Annotated in this window: 18 protein-coding genes; 4 read left to right on the top strand and 14 right to left on the bottom strand. The window is 61.3% G+C overall.

The window, feature by feature from the left end:
* Window positions 1-101: 101 nt before the first annotated feature.
* Window positions 102-584, top strand: a complete 483-nt coding sequence (locus AC1Z36_RS06075; RefSeq protein WP_105656317.1) for an Lrp/AsnC family transcriptional regulator — start codon at window positions 102-104, stop codon at window positions 582-584.
* A gap of 74 nt (window positions 585-658) precedes the next feature.
* On the opposite strand, the gene AC1Z36_RS06070 is transcribed toward AC1Z36_RS06075, so the two are convergent.
* Together AC1Z36_RS06070 and AC1Z36_RS06065 are read right to left on the bottom strand one after the other, a co-directional pair.
* Window positions 659-1,852: an MFS transporter gene (locus AC1Z36_RS06070; protein WP_105661967.1), complete on the bottom strand. Its 1,194-nt coding sequence runs from the start codon at window positions 1,850-1,852 to the stop codon at window positions 659-661.
* A 14-nt stretch (window positions 1,853-1,866) separates the two neighbouring features.
* Window positions 1,867-2,271 (bottom strand): arsenate-mycothiol transferase ArsC, encoded by a 405-nt coding sequence (locus AC1Z36_RS06065; RefSeq protein WP_105656315.1) that lies wholly within the window; start codon window positions 2,269-2,271, stop codon window positions 1,867-1,869.
* Between the two features lie 167 nt (window positions 2,272-2,438).
* On the opposite strand from AC1Z36_RS06065, the gene AC1Z36_RS06060 reads away from it, so the two are divergent.
* Window positions 2,439-2,687, top strand: coding sequence for a hypothetical protein (locus AC1Z36_RS06060; RefSeq protein ID WP_483561814.1), 249 nt, complete (start codon window positions 2,439-2,441; stop codon window positions 2,685-2,687).
* Window positions 2,688-2,778: 91 nt separating this feature from the next.
* Here AC1Z36_RS06060 and AC1Z36_RS06055 read toward each other — a convergent pair whose 3' ends face one another.
* From AC1Z36_RS06055 to AC1Z36_RS06045, 3 genes are all read right to left on the bottom strand, one after another.
* Complete coding sequence (locus tag AC1Z36_RS06055) at window positions 2,779-4,302, bottom strand: APC family permease (protein ID WP_105656313.1); 1,524 nt, start codon at window positions 4,300-4,302, stop codon at window positions 2,779-2,781.
* 151 nt (window positions 4,303-4,453) lie between these two features.
* Window positions 4,454-5,326: a universal stress protein gene (locus tag AC1Z36_RS06050; protein WP_105661970.1), complete on the bottom strand. Its 873-nt coding sequence runs from the start codon at window positions 5,324-5,326 to the stop codon at window positions 4,454-4,456.
* 3 nt (window positions 5,327-5,329) lie between these two features.
* Complete coding sequence (locus tag AC1Z36_RS06045; RefSeq protein WP_133834020.1) at window positions 5,330-6,757, bottom strand: flavin monoamine oxidase family protein; 1,428 nt, start codon at window positions 6,755-6,757, stop codon at window positions 5,330-5,332.
* A gap of 106 nt (window positions 6,758-6,863) precedes the next feature.
* Here AC1Z36_RS06045 and AC1Z36_RS06040 point away from each other — a divergent pair, with 106 nt between their 5' ends.
* Window positions 6,864-7,511, top strand: a complete 648-nt coding sequence (locus tag AC1Z36_RS06040; RefSeq protein WP_105656310.1) for a TetR/AcrR family transcriptional regulator — start codon at window positions 6,864-6,866, stop codon at window positions 7,509-7,511.
* 2 nt (window positions 7,512-7,513) lie between these two features.
* Complete coding sequence (locus AC1Z36_RS06035; RefSeq protein WP_105656309.1) at window positions 7,514-7,735, top strand: LapA family protein; 222 nt, start codon at window positions 7,514-7,516, stop codon at window positions 7,733-7,735.
* Here AC1Z36_RS06035 and AC1Z36_RS06030 read toward each other — a convergent pair.
* The 9 genes from AC1Z36_RS06030 to AC1Z36_RS05990 all read right to left on the bottom strand — a co-directional run bounded on the left by AC1Z36_RS06030 (window position 7,732) and on the right by AC1Z36_RS05990 (window position 15,529).
* Complete coding sequence (locus AC1Z36_RS06030) at window positions 7,732-7,920, bottom strand: hypothetical protein (protein ID WP_038993331.1); 189 nt, start codon at window positions 7,918-7,920, stop codon at window positions 7,732-7,734. The genes AC1Z36_RS06035 and AC1Z36_RS06030 overlap by 4 nt on opposite strands.
* A 163-nt stretch (window positions 7,921-8,083) precedes the next feature.
* Entirely contained in the window at window positions 8,084-8,455 is a 372-nt protein-coding gene (locus tag AC1Z36_RS06025) for a hypothetical protein (protein WP_105656308.1), read from the bottom strand.
* Window positions 8,456-8,814: 359 nt separating this feature from the next.
* Complete coding sequence (locus AC1Z36_RS06020) at window positions 8,815-9,060, bottom strand: hypothetical protein (RefSeq protein ID WP_105656307.1); 246 nt, start codon at window positions 9,058-9,060, stop codon at window positions 8,815-8,817.
* Window positions 9,061-9,260: 200 nt separating this feature from the next.
* On the bottom strand, window positions 9,261-9,749 hold the full coding sequence (locus AC1Z36_RS06015) for an Lrp/AsnC family transcriptional regulator (RefSeq protein WP_105661972.1): 489 nt from the start codon (window positions 9,747-9,749) through the stop codon (window positions 9,261-9,263).
* A 151-nt stretch (window positions 9,750-9,900) separates the two neighbouring features.
* Window positions 9,901-11,157, bottom strand: a complete 1,257-nt coding sequence (locus AC1Z36_RS06010; RefSeq protein WP_483561812.1) for an MFS transporter — start codon at window positions 11,155-11,157, stop codon at window positions 9,901-9,903.
* A gap of 7 nt (window positions 11,158-11,164) precedes the next feature.
* Window positions 11,165-12,298, bottom strand: coding sequence for an NAD(P)/FAD-dependent oxidoreductase (locus AC1Z36_RS06005; protein WP_483561810.1), 1,134 nt, complete (start codon window positions 12,296-12,298; stop codon window positions 11,165-11,167).
* Entirely contained in the window at window positions 12,299-12,616 is a 318-nt protein-coding gene (locus tag AC1Z36_RS06000) for a bifunctional 3-phenylpropionate/cinnamic acid dioxygenase ferredoxin subunit (RefSeq protein ID WP_105656303.1), read from the bottom strand. It lies immediately after the preceding gene.
* 96 nt (window positions 12,617-12,712) lie between these two features.
* Entirely contained in the window at window positions 12,713-13,642 is a 930-nt protein-coding gene (locus tag AC1Z36_RS05995; RefSeq protein WP_483561809.1) for an N-acetylglucosamine kinase, read from the bottom strand.
* 570 nt (window positions 13,643-14,212) lie between these two features.
* On the bottom strand, window positions 14,213-15,529 hold the full coding sequence (locus AC1Z36_RS05990) for an ABC transporter substrate-binding protein (protein ID WP_402735126.1): 1,317 nt from the start codon (window positions 15,527-15,529) through the stop codon (window positions 14,213-14,215).
* Window positions 15,530-15,629: the final 100 nt, after the last annotated feature.

The following is a 15,629-nucleotide window of genomic DNA, read 5'->3' as shown; positions in this document are numbered from 1 at the left end:
GCCAATCCGCGCAACACATTTGGGATTCACTGGTCATATTGACTAAAATCTAGGTTGGTACTTATGCACGCGCAACACAACCTGTCTCAGGAGACCACCACATGAATTCGGATACGTATCAGCTCGATGAAACCGACCGGCGTATCCTTCTGGCACTCGATGCGGATCCGCGTGTGCCGATCATGATGCTGGCGCAGCAGCTGGGCCTGGCCCGCGGCACCGTGCAGACTCGTTTGGAACGCTTGGCCCATTCAGGTGCGTTGCGCCCGAACACCGCGCGAATCCTCCCTGCGTCCATGGGCCGTGGCGTCAGCGCTTTCGTTAGCGCTGAATTGAACCAGGCCAGCTTGAATGAGGCCATCGCCGCACTGCGCCAGATTCCCGAGGTTCTGGAATGCGTCGCGCCGGCGGGAGACACGGACCTGTTGATTCGTGTGGCCGCGACTGACCCGGATGACCTGTACCGGGTCAGTGAAGAGATCCGCCTCTGCCCGGGCATAACCCGCACTTCCACTTCGATGATCCTGCGCGATGTCATCCCATTCCGCACTACCGAGCTGCTCAAGAAGCTGAGCCAGGACTAGCTCCCAGTATGTTGGAGTCCAATGCGTAAACGCCGTTGCCGGCACCGCAAGGTGGCCGGCAGCGGCGTTTGGCATTATGGCCTGTTTGGAACTTCTTCGAGAATGGCAGCGGGCAGATACTTGGCCGAGCGGTACACCTGCATCATGGATAGCAGGCAGAGCACGGCAAGCAGGCCAATGAATAGAGCAGGATGAGCGACCGTGCGCCACAGTGCAAAGAATGTCGGGAAGCTGAACCCGATGAAACAGCACATGTAGAACCGGCCGGTCAATTTGCCGACGTCGGCGCCGCCGGCAAGATCCAATACCTGGCTTAGCCCGGCAACCAGCAAAATGCCATTGGCCGAACCGGCTATGGCGAATGCGATAATTCCCAAGAATTCTGAGCCGCTCAGCGACACTGCGATCATCATTAGCAGTGCAGCCAGCGAGGTAGCCAGTCCAGCCATGAGCAGCTTGATCTTGCCCAAGTCATTGAATCTCTTGACGAATGGCTGGATCAAGGTGCCCATGCCCATGGTGACCGCGACTGCCAAGGTGGTGTAGAACAGGCTGGATTCACCGGCGCCGTTGCTCAGCGCCGGAACCACGGCAAACCCTGTTGCCGCCATGCCAAAGACCCATGGGGCTGCGGGCAAGACAATGCGGTAGAACCGCTGGAGGTTTGCCGGAGTCGTCACGTCGGCCTCCAGGTGATGCCCTGCCCGGTCAGTGACTCGGTCTTCTCGGGCGGTGAACATCAACAGCAACCAGGAAAGCGCCGCGGCGGCATGAACAATGTATGCCAGTTCCGGGCTGCCGCTGGTCCCGACAATTGCCCCTGAAATGACCGGTCCCAGCGCGAAGCCCAAGGACGTGCACAGCGCGGCACGAGTAGCGCCGGCAGCTCCCGGGCTAAGCAGCTTCACCCAGCTGGTGATGGCAACCATGGCCAGGCCCATGCCCAAGCCGGTCAGGATGCGTCCCGCATAGAGACCGGACTCGTGAACCGATCCGAAGATGAGCCCGAGGGATCCCAGAATGGAGCAGGCCAGGGCAAGCAGCGAAAATGGCTTGCGCCCGAACTTGTCCGCCAGCGGGCCGCCGAAAGCCAACGCCGGGATCATGCCCGCCAGGTAGCTGCCCATGACCAGCATGGCCTCGAACTCACTGAGCGCGCGGAATTGCTGGTACCAATTGATCAGCGATACGTATTGGTTGGCACACCAACCAGTGAGCACAAGGCATACGCCCGGAAGCCACCACGGAGTTGCCTTTCGGGTGGTCATGCGAACAGTGATTTCTACCGCTCCAACTCGTGGAACAGTTCACGGACGCGATCAGCAATTTCATCGCGGATCATGTTCATTCTTTCGGCACCGGTGATGCCGTCTTCACTGGGTTCGTAGGTGACCCAGCGTTCGGTCTTGATGGACGGATCGAATTGCGGATTCGCATCGGAGCCAAGGATTACCACGCGGTCAACTTGCTCGACGACGCGAGGGTCGATGGCCTTGGGCGTGCCCTGCGACATGTCCGCGCCGGCCTGCGAGAGCGATTCAACCGCTTCGTGGTTGATGCCTGAACCTGGGTTCGTTCCAGCCGAGTAGCTGGTAACTTTCCCTTCAGAAATGTAGTCCATCAATGCGGCCGCCATTTGCGATTTGCCTGCATTGCGGGAGCAGATGAAAAGTACCGAGTTAGCCATGAACCTATTGAACCATTTGCGCGCCGGTTAGGGGCCTTTGGACGAGAAGGTTGCGAAGCAGGAAAAGACCTGCCCTTGGCGAAAGCAAACAGCACTCCCGCTATAGCTAAAAGTGGCGGATTTGGCTACGGTTGGAAATACTCAGCCCAAGGCAATAGGAGAAAACGTTGCTTGCTCTACATAAGAAGATGATTGTATCCGGCGTCGTCATCGTGTTGGCAGGCGTTCTCATCAGCAGCATCTTGCCAGTCCTGGCGATGTGGAGCTTCGACTCCGGTTTTGGAAGCAGCCCTTTGGGCAGCGCGCCGCTGGCTTTCCTTAATTCATTGATCCAGAGCGCGCTCATCCCCTTCGGCGCCGTGCTGGCCGCCATCGGCGTGGCCAAGCACATGACCCGGGCCGACGCCGCCGACTAGCGGCAAGATAGCTCCTGCGGCGGCGGCACCGAACACGAAGGACCACCCGCGATTCGTTCGCGAGTGGTCCTTCTGGTTCGTTGCGCCGGTCCTACTTCAGCAGCTTGTAGGTCTTGATGGTTTCTCCCTTGAAGAACGCCGGGTGGCGCACCCGCATCCACAGCATGATGCCAACGCCCAGCAGCAGCACGCCGACCCCGAGGATGAACACCATGCCCACTCCCCCGATATTGGAGCCCGAACCGTAGTCCGGATTCATGGATTCGATGGCGGTGGCAAAGAACATCACCAGCAAGACGACGCCACCTGCCAACGGCGCCAAGAACTTGCAGAAGAAGTTCCTGGCATTGGCGAACAGTTCCCCGCGGAAGTACCAGACGCAGGCCAAGGCGGTCAGCCCGTAGTAGAAGCAGATCATCAGGCCCAGCGCCGTGATCGTGTCCCACAATGCGTTCTCCGAGAGCAGCCTGGTGACCACGTAGAACACGGCAGCGGCAGCAGCGGAGGCGAAAGTCGCCACCGACGGGGACATGAAGCGCGCGGAGATCTTCGCGAAGCTGGAGGGCAGCGCCTTGTAGTAGCCCATGGCCAGCAAGGTGCGTGCCGGCGAAACCATGGTGGATTGCAGCGAGGCCGCGGAGGAGGACAAGATGGCCAAGGACATCAGCATCGCCAGCGGGCCCATGACCGGACCGGAAAGCACCGCGAAAATTGATTCCTGGTTCTCCGGGTTGCCTGCGCCCAGGCCCGTGGTGCCCACCCCGGCCCAGTAGATCACCCCGAGGGATACGGCCAGGTACAACGCGATGATCACCAGCACCGTCCAGGTGGCACCGCGTCCGGGGACCTTCTTCGGATCGGTGGTTTCCTCGTTCATGGTCAGGGTGACATCCCAGCCCCAGAAAACGAAGATGGACAGCGAGATGCCCGCGGCGAAGGCCGAGAAGGTATCGATGCCGGCCGGATTGAACATCTGCCAGGTGATGGGTGTCGGATCATTGGGCTGGCTGGAGGTCAGGGCCATGACCGCGAAGAGCAGCAGCACCGCCACCTGGAACCCGACCAGCACGTACTGGAAGACCTTCGTGGCGTTCATGCCCCGGTAGGAGATCCAGGCGGCCACCGCAATGAACACCAGCGTGGTGGGGATGTTGACCCACAGGTTGCCGGTCAGCTCCGCAATCCACGGCTGGCCGGTGAGCTGGGCAATCAGGATATAGAAGAAGTCCACGGCCACTGCCGCCAGGTTGGAGAGCACAATCACCGTCGCAGCGATCAGGCCCCAGCCTCCCATCCAGCCGATCATCGGGCCGAAGGCACGCGTCGCCCAGGTGAAGGAGGTGCCCGAATCGGGCATGGCGCTGTTCAGCTCGCGGTAGCCCAAGGCCACCAGCAGCATCGGCAGGAATCCGGCCAGCAGGATCGCAGGCAGGCTGGTGCCGACTTCGGCCACCGTGGCGCCGAGGCCTGCGGTGAGGGTGTAGGCCGGGGCGATGCAGGAGATGCCGATAACGACAAGCCCCAGAACGCCAACGGTGCCCTTGGACAGTCCTTTTTCGTGCAGTCCGCTCTCGGAGCGTGCAGGCGGCGATGCCTGCCTCAAGTCGTGCGACATGGTGGTTACCTTAAACAATTAGCGAGGTGTGAGTGCGTCGGCCAGAAGTACCGAGCCACCTTCCGTCAGGGGTCAGATGGGCACCGTCCGCGTGCTTCGCGACGGCAAGTGCCCGGGGAACAAGGATCGTGCAGGAATGATGCGCTGCCTTCTAGCTGGCAGCCTCGAGGGTCGGGACGACGCCCATCGGGACGTTGAGCTGGCCCAGGATCCGCTGGGCCTTGGGGCCGATGAACAATCGGCGCGGGGCGGCCAGCCGGGCCGATCCCAGCAGTGCCAGGTCCCCGTCCTGCCAGGACAGCTGGGCGGCCGCTTCGTCCAGGCCGCGCCCGGAGACCACCTCGACTACCGCCTCCAGGCCCAGGGAACCGGTCAGTTCCTGCAGGTAGCTGCGGGTTTGGGCCAGATGGTCATCCAGCTCCAGCCGGGGGTCAGCCAGATCCATATGGGAGACCAGCGTGGCCACGCGCAGCGGCAGTCCGCAGGCGGCGGCGATCCGCGCCGAGAGGCCGATGACTTCCCGTGCCCCCGGGCGGTCCCCCACGAATGCGGTCAGCCTGGTGATCTTCCCGCCGGCTGCGCGCAACGTGGCCAGGGAGGCCGGCGAGGACATGAACACGGCCATCGGCGAGGAATGCAGCAGCGCATTGGCGATCGCCCCGGGGCTGAAGAATCCGGCGCGGTGGCGCTTGCGGCCGCCCAGCACGATCCCGTGGGCCCCGAATTCCTCGCCCAGGCCAATGAGCCCCTCGGCCACCGAGGGCACGGAACGGGCTACCACCGAGGTGGCGATTCCTTCCGGCACCAGGGCCAGGGCCTGCGCCGCCCAGCGGTCCACCTGGTCGGAAAGGATGGAGGAGAACCCATGGTCCCCGCCGGGGTAGACCGCGTTGAACGGGGTGGCGGCAGGCAGCACGATGGCGATCCGCAAGGACGCGTCGCGGGTACCGGCCACCAGGGCGCTGGCCAGTTCGATGGCTTCGGCACCGCGCTGGTCCGCGGTGTAACCTACGAGCAATTTCATGGCCTAGGCACTGGCCTTTTCCTTGGACGGGGTCAGCGTGGCAACGCCATCGTAGCTCTGGTCGTAGGCGGTGCCATCCAGTGCGGCGATGATGCGCGCGGCCGAGCGGCGGCCCATGCGCACCGCGCCGTCCACGTGCTGGAAGCCTTCGCCGGCCAGATCCGAGGAGGAGAAGTAGATCGGTCCGACATTCTCGTTCTGCGCCGGGCCGAAGCGGTGCAGCCCGCCCAGGTCGTAGCTGGTGGCGTAGGCGCCGCGGGTCCATTCCTCGGCGGCGAAGTCCGAGAGGTAGAAGACCTTGGGATCCAGTGCCTTCTCGCCCAGGTAGCCGGCCATGGCCTTGAGGATCACCGCGCGGCGCTGTTCCTCGTCCAGTTCCCACATGGCGTCGGCCTTCAGATCCGAGATGAAGCCGACCAGTGTGCCGGTTTCCTCCCCGGCATAGGTGTTGTCGTAGAGCTCCTGGACCAGGCTGCTCGGGCCGAAGCAGGTGCCCGACAGGCCCTCTTCGCGCCAGAACGGGGTGTCGTAGACGGCGTGGACCTTGATGACCAGGCCCATGGACTGGTGCTGGTGGGTGATCTGCTGCTTGCGCGGCAGCGCCGGGACGTAGGAAATGCGCGAGTACAGGTTCGGCGGTACCGCCAGCACGGCCTTCTTCGCCGAGACGGTCACGGTGCTCCCGTGGGCCACCACCCCGCCATCGAACCATTCGAGCTTGAGCACGGGGTTGTCCAGGAAGACGGTCTGCTGGCCCAGCTTCTCGGCCAGCGTCTTGGATACGCCCTGCATGGTGCCCACGATGCGCCGGTCCAGGATGAAGTCCTCGTCCACCAGGTTGTCGAAGGAGCCGGCCGAGGACGCCATGAGCACCGCCTGCAGCGCGGAGAAGGTGTGCGCCGGCTTGGTCAGCATGCCCCCTGCAATGAACAGGCCCACGTTGTTGCAGGCCAGCTCGTCGGCACAGTGCTGGCGCAGGAAGTGGTGGAAGGAGATCTGGTCCAGCTCCTGGGCCTGAGGGTGCTCCCACGGCTTGTCCGGGTCCATTCCGGCGGCCAGCTGGTTCATGAGTTCTACCAGCTTGTCCATTTCGGCCACGGTGCTGGCGGCCACCGGGAAGTCCTCGCCCTCATAGGCGATCCGCTCGCCTTCCCCGGTGAGGTAGACGCTCTTGCCCGCCTTGTAGCGTTCGAAGGTCTCGATGCCAAGTTCATTGATCAGCGAGTAGAGGCCGGTCTGGTCGGGGCTGATCCACTGGCCGCCGATCTCGATGGTCGCACCGTCCATGATGTCGGTCCAGGTGCGCCCGCCGACGCGGTCGCGGGCTTCGAGCACCGCGACGGACTTGCCGGCCTTGCTCAGCTCATAGGCTGCTGTCAGTCCCGATGGCCCTGCACCGATGACGACGACGTCGCGTTCCAGATGTTGCATGATCGACTCCCTTGCACATTTAAATGAATAAGGTTCATTTACCTGTCATATAGCATAGGGTACGAAGATCCAGTTGTGAAGCACCCCACGTCAGGAAGAGGTCCGCATGAGTGAAACGGAAGCCAGGCGAGCCGGGCGCCCGCGCAAGGCGGTGCTGAATCGGGAGCGCATTACCGAGCACGCGCTGGAACTTGTTTCCGGGGACGGCTACGAGTCCCTGACCATGCAGCGGCTGGCAAAATCCCTGGGCGTCTCTCCATCGGCCCTCTACAACCACGTCGATTCCAAGCACGACCTCCTGCAGTGGATCCAGGAACTGGTCATGGCCGATATAGACACCTCGGTATTCGACCAAGCCGATACCAAGCAGGCTTTGCTTCAATGGGCTACGAGCTACCGGAACGTCTTCGCGCGGCACATTCCCCTGATTCCGGTCATCGCGGTACTGCCCGTCTCCGATTCGCCGCGCACCTTGGGAATGTACGAGCGCGTTGCCGAAGCGCTGGCAGACTTCGGCATGGCAGAGAACGAGATTGTTCCGACGATTGTCGCACTGGAATCATTCATCTTCGGCTCGGCCATGGATACGGCCGCTCCGCATGACATTTTCGACACCAGCAATCACCAGGATCTCACTCCGCATTTCACCCAGGCTGTGGCCGCGCAACGCCGATCAGAGCTTGATACCAGCGACGATTCGTTCCAGCGCGGGTTGTCGGCTCTCGTTGCCGGCTTGCTGGCGAACGGAAGCTGAGCATGGGCTATCCGGAGCAGCGGCCGCCGAAGAAGGGGCTTAGCGCCAAGCAATGGGCAGCTATTGCACTGGTGATCCTCGCGGTGGTCTTCATGCTGCAGAACCTGGCCTTCGTCCGCGTTGAATTCTTCTTGATCCATTCCACGGCCCCGCTGTGGCTTGTCCTGCTCATTACCCTGGCCGCGGGGTATGCCATCGGGTGGTTCTCCAGACGGCGAGGCTAGTCGTCGAGGATTGCCCACTCCCCTACCTGCTCGTTATCCGAGTCGTAGACATCTTCCTGGGCGCCGGCAACGATCGGATACATCGTGATGTTCGTCGACCAGTCGCGCAGAATCTTCTGCAGCTCCTCCAATGGCTTGAGCTGCATGTTCTCGGTATCGAAGTTAACTTCCAAAACAAAACGCATGGCCTGCTCCCGTCCTTCCCGTTGCCGCCATCCTATGCCTGCCGGGCAAGAAATACGAGACTTGCCGCAAGCCCGGCCTCGGAGTAAGCACCTGGTCCGGAAACAGGAAAACGGGATCCCGAGTTGCCTCGGAATCCCGTTTTCCTGGAAATGCTTGCGAGAGCTACTGGCTTGCGCCCATGTAGCTCAGCGACTGGAGAGCTTCATTGCCGCCGACCTTGTACAAAGCCAAGACCAGGCCGCCGAAGACGATGCCCATGATGGCAGAAAAGCCGAGCGAGATCTTGACCAGCGAACGAACTTCGCCGCGGCTAACCTCGGCTTCATCGTTGAGGTAGCGAGCCGCGCCCTGAGTGAAGCTGGCTGCCGGGGTCAATGCGGGAACTGGTGCGGTGAGCAGGTTCGAGGCCGTATCGGTGGCTCCACCGCGCAGATGGGCAACAGTGGTGCGGTTCTTCCGATCCTGGCGGAGCTTGACGATGTTGGCGCCGTGGCGTGCCAAGAGGATGTCTTCACCGAGTGGGATCGAGGCCATTGTTGTTGCTCCTAAAGAATTAACGCTGCTGCATTTCCAGTCATATCCATCATTTCCGACCATTTATCTATTGAGAAGTGGTTTGTTCAGAACCCCACATGCCCCTGTGATGCAATCCGCATGATTCAGGGGTTAAATCGGCTTTTCCGGTGACCGGGGACATAGTTTCCCGGAATTGCGCGAGGTTAATTACCTGCCTGCATTCCGCTGGCACCTGCCGTTTATTCCCGACGCCATTTCCCGGTTCATCAGCTTTGGATAAAGACGGGGCCAGCGGCCGCCCAAGGGCCCTTGACGCGGCTGAGCCCCAGTCCGGAAATGGACTGGGGCTCAGCATCGTCAGCGCATGGGTGCAAACCCTATGCGGTCTTCAGGTCCTGCCCATCCTGCTTTCGCTGGCGCTTTGCCGCGCGGATCTGCAGTACCAGATCGTGGTTAGACAGGTCTTCCGGCGAGGCAACGCCGCGCTTCCGGGCCTTGGCAACCAGGGCCTGGCGGATTTCTGCCTGGTGGGTGCGCTTGTACCGGATCACCAGCACAACGGTTGCGATGGCCAGAACAATCAAGGTCACCAGTGCGGTGACAACAGTTGCGTCAAAATGCATTATCTTCTCGACCTCCCCATTCTTTCAGTCGCAGCTGCGGTGGGGTCCGTTGCTTGTCTGGAGAACCGATCCCCAGCTGCCAACGGGCCGCAGCCATGCTAAGAGAAGAACATCAAGTTTAGCATGTTTCTTCGACCAACGCAGGGCTGCGGGTTGTTCCTGCGAACATGGGCGAGATGGAAATCGGTCAAGAATGGGGCCTAGTACTCTCCGCTGCCGTGGCCGTGTTCGAATACCAGGGAGGTTTGGGTGGTGGCCACGGCCGGATTGGCCGAGAGGTTATCGAGCACGAACTGGCGCACATCCGAAGAATTGCGCACCGCTACGTGCAGGACGAAGTCGTCAGCGCCGCCCAGGAAGAACAGCTGTCGCACCCCCGGTTTGCTGCGCATGTCAGTAGCGAAGTTCGACATCAGGTGACGGGCTCCGGGACGGATTTTCACGAAGATCAGCGCTTCGAGCTCCCGGCCCAGAACCTGCGGATCCACTTCGATGGTGAAGCGCGAAATCACTCCCGAATCGCGCAAGGCATTCAACCGCGCCAGGCAGGTGGACGGTGCTATGCCCAGCTCCTCGGCCAGGGAGTTGTTGGTCCGCCGGGAGTTCTTCGTCAGCAACGCCAGCAGTTTGCGGTCTATGCCATCAAGCTGCGTCGCACGGCTCTCCCGTCCTGATTCGTTCATCGACATTCAGCCGCACCTGCTCCTCATTATTGCGGTTCGCTGGATTCATCATACGACCCGATTGGCGTCGCCTTGGCGTTTTCTCGCCACCAGTTCCTGGCGCCGCGCCGTTTCGGTTTCAGTCGTTGCGCGATGCTGGAGAATCTTCGTCCAGGATCTACGGAACGCTCTTGATCTGGCGTACCAGCACGGCGCCGAAGAGGCTGATCACCACCGAGCACAGGAACAGGGTCGGGTAGCCGCCGAACCAGCTCACCGCCAGCCAGGCGATCAGCGGGGCGACCACCTGCGGCAGCGAGTTGGCAATGTTGATCATACCCAGGTCCTTGCCGCGCGAATCGGCGTTCGGCAATACCTGGGTCAGCAGCGCAAAGTCCACCGCCAGGTAGGCGCCGAAGCCGATGCCCAGGAGCACTGCGGCGACAATGGCGGTGGCGAAGGAGGTTGCCGTCGCCAGCACGCCGGCCGCGGCGGCCACGATGACCGAAGAGATGATGACGTACTTCTTGCGCTTGCCGTCCTTGTCCGAGAGCTTGCCGGAGATCACCGAAGAGAAGATCACGCAGAAGGCATAGATCGCGGTCAGCACCAGTACGCCCTGGGCCGGTTCTGGATGCTTGATGGCATCTTGCAGGAAGAACAGCAGGTAGACCAGGCACAGCTGGCAGCCGAGATACAGCAAGAAACGGGTCAGCCAGGCCCATCCGAAGTCGGCGTGCTTGACCGGGTTGATCCAGAAGCTGCGCACGAACTCCAGCGGCTTGACAGGCTCCAGCGCCCCCTTGGGCAGCGAGACGTCCTGGCGCATCAGCACGAACGGAATGGAGCAAATGGCCACGGCGGTAGCGACGATGGCGTAGCCGAAGACCAGATTGCTGGCTGCGACCATGCCGATCACGGCGCCGATCAGCGAACCGCAGGTTTGGCCCAAGGCCACCAGCCCGCCAACCATGCCGCGCTGCTCTACCGGCACCTTGTCCGGGATGGCCGCGAAGATCGCAGCCAGCGCGGCGTTCCCGGCAGCTTGCATCAGCGCCCAGCCGATGACCAGCGTGCTCACGGTTTGCGAGGTCGACATCAGCAGCAGGGCCAGCGCAGCGCAGATAGTTCCAAAGAACACCCACGGGATGCGGCGCCCGAATTTCGATGTGCTGCGGTCGCTGAGCGCGCCGAACAGCGGGTTGGCTACCAGCGAGACGGCCGCGCCGACGCCGGTGACCAGCGAGAGAATCGCGTTCTTCTGGCTGGCATCCAGTTGTTCGGCGTGCAATCCGAGCAGCACCTGGATCGGTGCGAAGAAGCCGACATTGATACCGATATGGACAATGACAACCGCAGCGATCCAGCCAGGGCCAACCCGTTTGGTGGGCGTCTGCAGGGCCGCGGGAACCTTCAGTGGTTCGGCTGCATTCATAAGTTTCTTACCGGCCTAACTCGCGCGGACCCGTCAGGGGGTCCTTCAATTGTTCAATGCTTGGGGTGGCTGATTTCGCAATGAGCCGTCTCACGGCCTTGGCCATCAGGCCGCCATCGATCATCGAAGCGGACACCAATGAGCCCTTGGCGTCGAGCCCGAAGACCGTCTGGATCTTGCCTCGCCGGTTCAGGCGCGTCACGGTGCTGGCGGCCTGGCTGAAGTCGCCCACGGTTTCCACGTGCATTTCGTGGCGGTCGCTCCAGAACCAGGGCACTGAACGCTTCGGTGCGGCTGTGCCCATGATTGTTGCCGCCGCTTGGGCGGCATCTTCCATGGCAGCTTCCCAGTGCACCGCACGGGGCTGGTTTTCCTCCCGGGCGACGTCGCCGATAGCCAGCACCTGCGGGTTGCTGAGGGAACGCTGCTGGGAATCGACAACGATCCCGTCGTCTACTTCCAGGCCCAGATGCCCGGCGAGCGCGGTTTCAGGTTCGACGCCGATGGCTGCCACGATCAGCTCCGCATCATGGCGCTGGCCATTGGCCAGTGCATAGTTGGGGCCGAGCTCGGTCACCGCACCAGTCAAGGTGGCAATGCCGTGGTTGGCATGATCTGCGTGCAGCTGTTCGGCAAGTTCTTGGCCCAGCACGTGGGCCAGTGGTGCGTTGGAGCTGGAAATCAGGGTGACCTGCGCGCCGGACATCTTGGCGGTGGACGCGAATTCGGCCCCGACCAGTCCCGCTCCGATGACAAGCACCCGCTGGCCGAACATCCCCGATTCCAGGACGTCGGATATGCGGGCGGCGTCAGCAGCGCTGTGCAGGCTGAGCGCATGGTGCCCGCCGGGAACATCCAATGCCTTGGGGGTAGTGCCGGTAGCCAGCACAACCCAGTCGTCAGCGGATTGCGGCAGTTGCAGGCTTTGGACATCTTCCTGGATCAGGCCGACGCCATGGTGCTGGTACCAGGACACCGGTGCGAACGGTTCAACCTGCAGGGACTTGCTCAGCGGCGGACGATCATAGGGCAGGCCCTGGGCATCGCTGATCTTGATGGATCCGGCGTATTGCTGCTGCACCAGGTGCCGGGCCAGTGCGTACCCCGCGACCCCGCCTCCGATGATGTGCACGGAAGGCATTTAGATTTCAAGCTCCAAGAAGCCGTCCACGACGTCCACCTTGTAGGTCCGGGCGTCCACGGTGGCGGGCATGCACTGCACCTTGCCGGTTTTCAGGTCGAAGGTCGAGGAGTGGATGGGGCATTCGATGCTGCAGTCTTCGAGCCAGCCGTCGGAAAGCGAAGCGACCTCGTGGGTGCATTCATCCTGCAGCGCATAGAAGTTGCCGTCTTCGGCGTGGAAGATCGCGATGTCTTCGCTTGCGCCGCTGTCTTTGGCTTCAACCAGCAGCGATTCGCCTTCGGGGACAAGATCTACCGGACCGACTCGGAAACTCACGATGACTCCTTAATAATCACGACGTTCTCCACTAATCTTGTCACCTATTGATTGCCTGCGCCTATTTGAGGGCCAGTTTTCCCCGCTGCCCACGTCTTATGGCTGGGCGCGAAAGCGCGATACGAGGCCTTGCAAGGCGTGGTCCGCTGGCAGGAGGGCCAATCCACGGGCTCCGTCCAGCCCATTTCCCGGCGAATCCTGGACTTGCCCGGCAGGGACCAGCAGGTGCAGCTCCCGCACGAAGCTGCTTCTGGCGAATTCGCCGGCGAGCACTCCCCCGATGGCTGCGACCGGAATCGCTCCGGCCTGTTGTTCCAGCCCCGCGCGGCGCAATGCCGTTGCTGCGGAGCTGGCCAGTTCTGCACCGGCGAGCGCGCAGATCCGGGCGGCCATTTCATCGGTCGCGGCCAATTGGGCAACCCTCTGCGCAAAGGAGGCGACGATGGCCACCCTGTCCGGCATCGCTTGCAGGTCAATATAGGCTTCGGAGAGATCAGGCCAGCGCTTCGCGAGTTCCCCGGTCAGCGCGGTAGCTGGCCCGCGGCCGTCAAAGCCGCGCATGGCCGCATTCATTGCCTGCTGGCCAATCCAATAGCCGCTGCCGGCATCACCCATGATGTGGCCCCATCCATCAACTCGGGCCACAGAGCGGGGGCCTACCGCCAAGGTGACGACACCGGTACCGGCTGCAACGACAGCGCCGTGGCGTTCTCCCAGCGCTCCGAGATAGCTGGTCACCGAGTCGTGGGCCAGCGCAATATGGGAAATAGCGCTGGATCCGATGAGGTCGTAGAGCTGCCGTGCATCATGTTCGGCTTTGACCAGGCCTGTGGTGCCTACGCTCACGGTGCCGCACTCCCATCCGGCGGCAGCGGCAGCTTGGTTAATGGCGCGTGCCAGTTGGGGCAGGACTGGTTCATGGGTTTGCACACCGGGAAGCGCTAATTCTGCAGTTTTGCCATCCTGCTCGAATCTCAGCTTGATTCCGGTCTGCCCGCCGTCTACTGCCAAAAGTCCAGATGCCATTTTTCCATTCCTCTTGCACTTTGTTTTCAGGATACTTTGCGCTCCGCTCATTGGCCGCAGAGCTGGCGGGGTTCGCCCTGCAATCCGCAGGTGCCGCGAACTGATCACCGGCACGGTCAAGCCAGCAGCTTCGCGGCCCAGAACTGCGGGCACCGCGGTGTGGTTGCCTCTGGCAATGAATGGAAGAACGCAGGAACCCAATGGCAATCCACCTCTGCGGGAGTCCAGCTGATTGGCAGTACCCTTCCGACAGGCCATGTCCTGGAAAGTTCAACGGCCGTTGGAGACTCGCATCCCGGTTGCTGGTGCACTCGCGACTCGTCGCACGCAATTGGCTGGAGAGGCTTGCTTGGGCGCAGATCACGACCGAACAGGGTTTTGAGTCATCTGGAAGCCTTGGCCTAAACCGCATGCCCTGTACGGCATGCGCCGTGGCGAATTCAAGGATTGCACCACGCAGAGAGTTAAAGAAAGCAAGAGGAACTTTCCTTCGAACGCGGAAAGGCCGTTGCAATCCCCGGGATCCAGGGATTGCAACGACCGTAAGAACGATGGTTGATTTTCGTTCAGCTATTGGGCTACCGCAGCTTCGATTTCCTTGAACGCATTCTGCGCCGCATCGCTTACGCTCTGGCGCTCGAAGAACACTTCCATTTCATAACGGTAGAGGACATCCTGAACCGCACTGAATCCCATTGGCGGGATTGGTTCCGTGCTCTGAAGTTCGGGTTTCAAGCTCGTCACGAATTCTGCAGAAGAAGCTTCAATTGAATCCAATTTGGAGACGACTTGCTCCCGCACTTCGGTGTTCGAGGGTAGCCCGCGGTCCATCTGATTCAGTGCGCCAGCTTCTTGCGAATTCACCATGAAGTCAACAAATCTCTTGACCTCTTCCGGGTGTTCGGTGCGAGCATACCCCGACATCATCATTGATGACTTGTGCCAAAGACCGTTGTCCTCAGCCTTGCCGGTGTGGCTTGGCAGTCGGAGCGGAACCAAGTCCGAACCAACCGCTGTGGAAAGGCCTCCCAGCTGGTTGCTCCACCACATGCCGAAGGCTGCCACTCCCGTGCCTGTCATAGAGCGGTCTGGGCCTGCATTCTGGTTTTCCGCCAGGACCGAGGCCTTTGGATACGAACCGTTATCCATCAAGTCCTTGTGGTGCTGGAAGTACTTGGCCAGATCGTCAGGCGAGAATCCGAGTGATCCATCCGAGCTCGTCAGATTCTTCTTGTCTTGACGCAACCAGGTCTGCAACCCGGCCGGTTCGTTCGGGGCTTCGGCTCCATATTTGCCGTCGAGCTTCTGGCTCACCGTCTCGGTGATCGTCCGGTAGTCATCCCACGTCCAGGTCTTGTCATCTGGAACTTCCAGACCAGCTTCGGCTAAGACTTTTGGATTGGCGGTCAATGTGAAGGAATTGATTCCGGTAGTAATGCCGACAAGGCCGGCATCGGTCGTACCGTTCTGAACGGCAACGTCTTCGAACTTGGAAACATCTACGCCTTCGAGATCCAGCAATGCGCCTCGGTCCGCGTATTCGCGAAGGTACTTGTCGTCCATCTGGATAATGTCCGGAGCATCGTTGGAGGCAACCTGTGTTGCGAGCTTGTCCCAGTAGCCGCTCCAGTCGGAGTACTCGCCTTGGACATCGATGTCCGGGTTGGCCGCTTCGAAAGCCTCAATAATTTCATTGGTTGCCTGGGCCCGCGAATCCGAGCCCCACCATGAGAAACGAAGCTGGGTTTTCCCGTCTTCACCGTCGGCAGCGCTGCTACCGCCACAGCCAGTGAGGGCCAGGGCGGCTACCGCCACAACTGCAACTGATTTGCTTAGCCGCAGACCGAATTTCCGTCCAGTTTTTCTCGTGCATACCTGCTGAGTCATGAAAATCTTCCTTGGGTGGGGTGGTGATGCGAGGCCATCCTGCAAGCAACACCTGTTTTCGTTGTGGAAAGCGCTTGCCAAACAATCTAGATGTGATTGC

This window comes from Glutamicibacter sp. BS14, assembly GCF_056934375.1.
This window is presented reverse-complemented; position numbering and strand designations above follow the sequence as displayed.

Coding starts and splice junctions, on each gene's coding strand:
- AC1Z36_RS06075 (WP_105656317.1), top strand. CDS start 102: ATGAATTCGGATACGTATCAGCTCGATGAAACCGACCGGCGTATCCTT.
- AC1Z36_RS06070 (WP_105661967.1), bottom strand. CDS start 1,852: ATGACCACCCGAAAGGCAACTCCGTGGTGGCTTCCGGGCGTATGCCTT.
- AC1Z36_RS06065 (WP_105656315.1), bottom strand. CDS start 2,271: ATGGCTAACTCGGTACTTTTCATCTGCTCCCGCAATGCAGGCAAATCG.
- AC1Z36_RS06055 (WP_105656313.1), bottom strand. CDS start 4,302: ATGTCGCACGACTTGAGGCAGGCATCGCCGCCTGCACGCTCCGAGAGC.
- AC1Z36_RS06050 (WP_105661970.1), bottom strand. CDS start 5,326: ATGAAATTGCTCGTAGGTTACACCGCGGACCAGCGCGGTGCCGAAGCC.
- AC1Z36_RS06045 (WP_133834020.1), bottom strand. CDS start 6,757: ATGCAACATCTGGAACGCGACGTCGTCGTCATCGGTGCAGGGCCATCG.
- AC1Z36_RS06040 (WP_105656310.1), top strand. CDS start 6,864: ATGAGTGAAACGGAAGCCAGGCGAGCCGGGCGCCCGCGCAAGGCGGTG.
- AC1Z36_RS06035 (WP_105656309.1), top strand. CDS start 7,514: ATGGGCTATCCGGAGCAGCGGCCGCCGAAGAAGGGGCTTAGCGCCAAG.
- AC1Z36_RS06030 (WP_038993331.1), bottom strand. CDS start 7,920: ATGCGTTTTGTTTTGGAAGTTAACTTCGATACCGAGAACATGCAGCTC.
- AC1Z36_RS06025 (WP_105656308.1), bottom strand. CDS start 8,455: ATGGCCTCGATCCCACTCGGTGAAGACATCCTCTTGGCACGCCACGGC.
- AC1Z36_RS06020 (WP_105656307.1), bottom strand. CDS start 9,060: ATGCATTTTGACGCAACTGTTGTCACCGCACTGGTGACCTTGATTGTT.
- AC1Z36_RS06015 (WP_105661972.1), bottom strand. CDS start 9,749: ATGTCGATGAACGAATCAGGACGGGAGAGCCGTGCGACGCAGCTTGAT.
- AC1Z36_RS06010 (WP_483561812.1), bottom strand. CDS start 11,157: ATGAATGCAGCCGAACCACTGAAGGTTCCCGCGGCCCTGCAGACGCCC.
- AC1Z36_RS06005 (WP_483561810.1), bottom strand. CDS start 12,298: ATGCCTTCCGTGCACATCATCGGAGGCGGGGTCGCGGGGTACGCACTG.
- AC1Z36_RS05995 (WP_483561809.1), bottom strand. CDS start 13,642: ATGGCATCTGGACTTTTGGCAGTAGACGGCGGGCAGACCGGAATCAAG.
- AC1Z36_RS05990 (WP_402735126.1), bottom strand. CDS start 15,529: ATGACTCAGCAGGTATGCACGAGAAAAACTGGACGGAAATTCGGTCTG.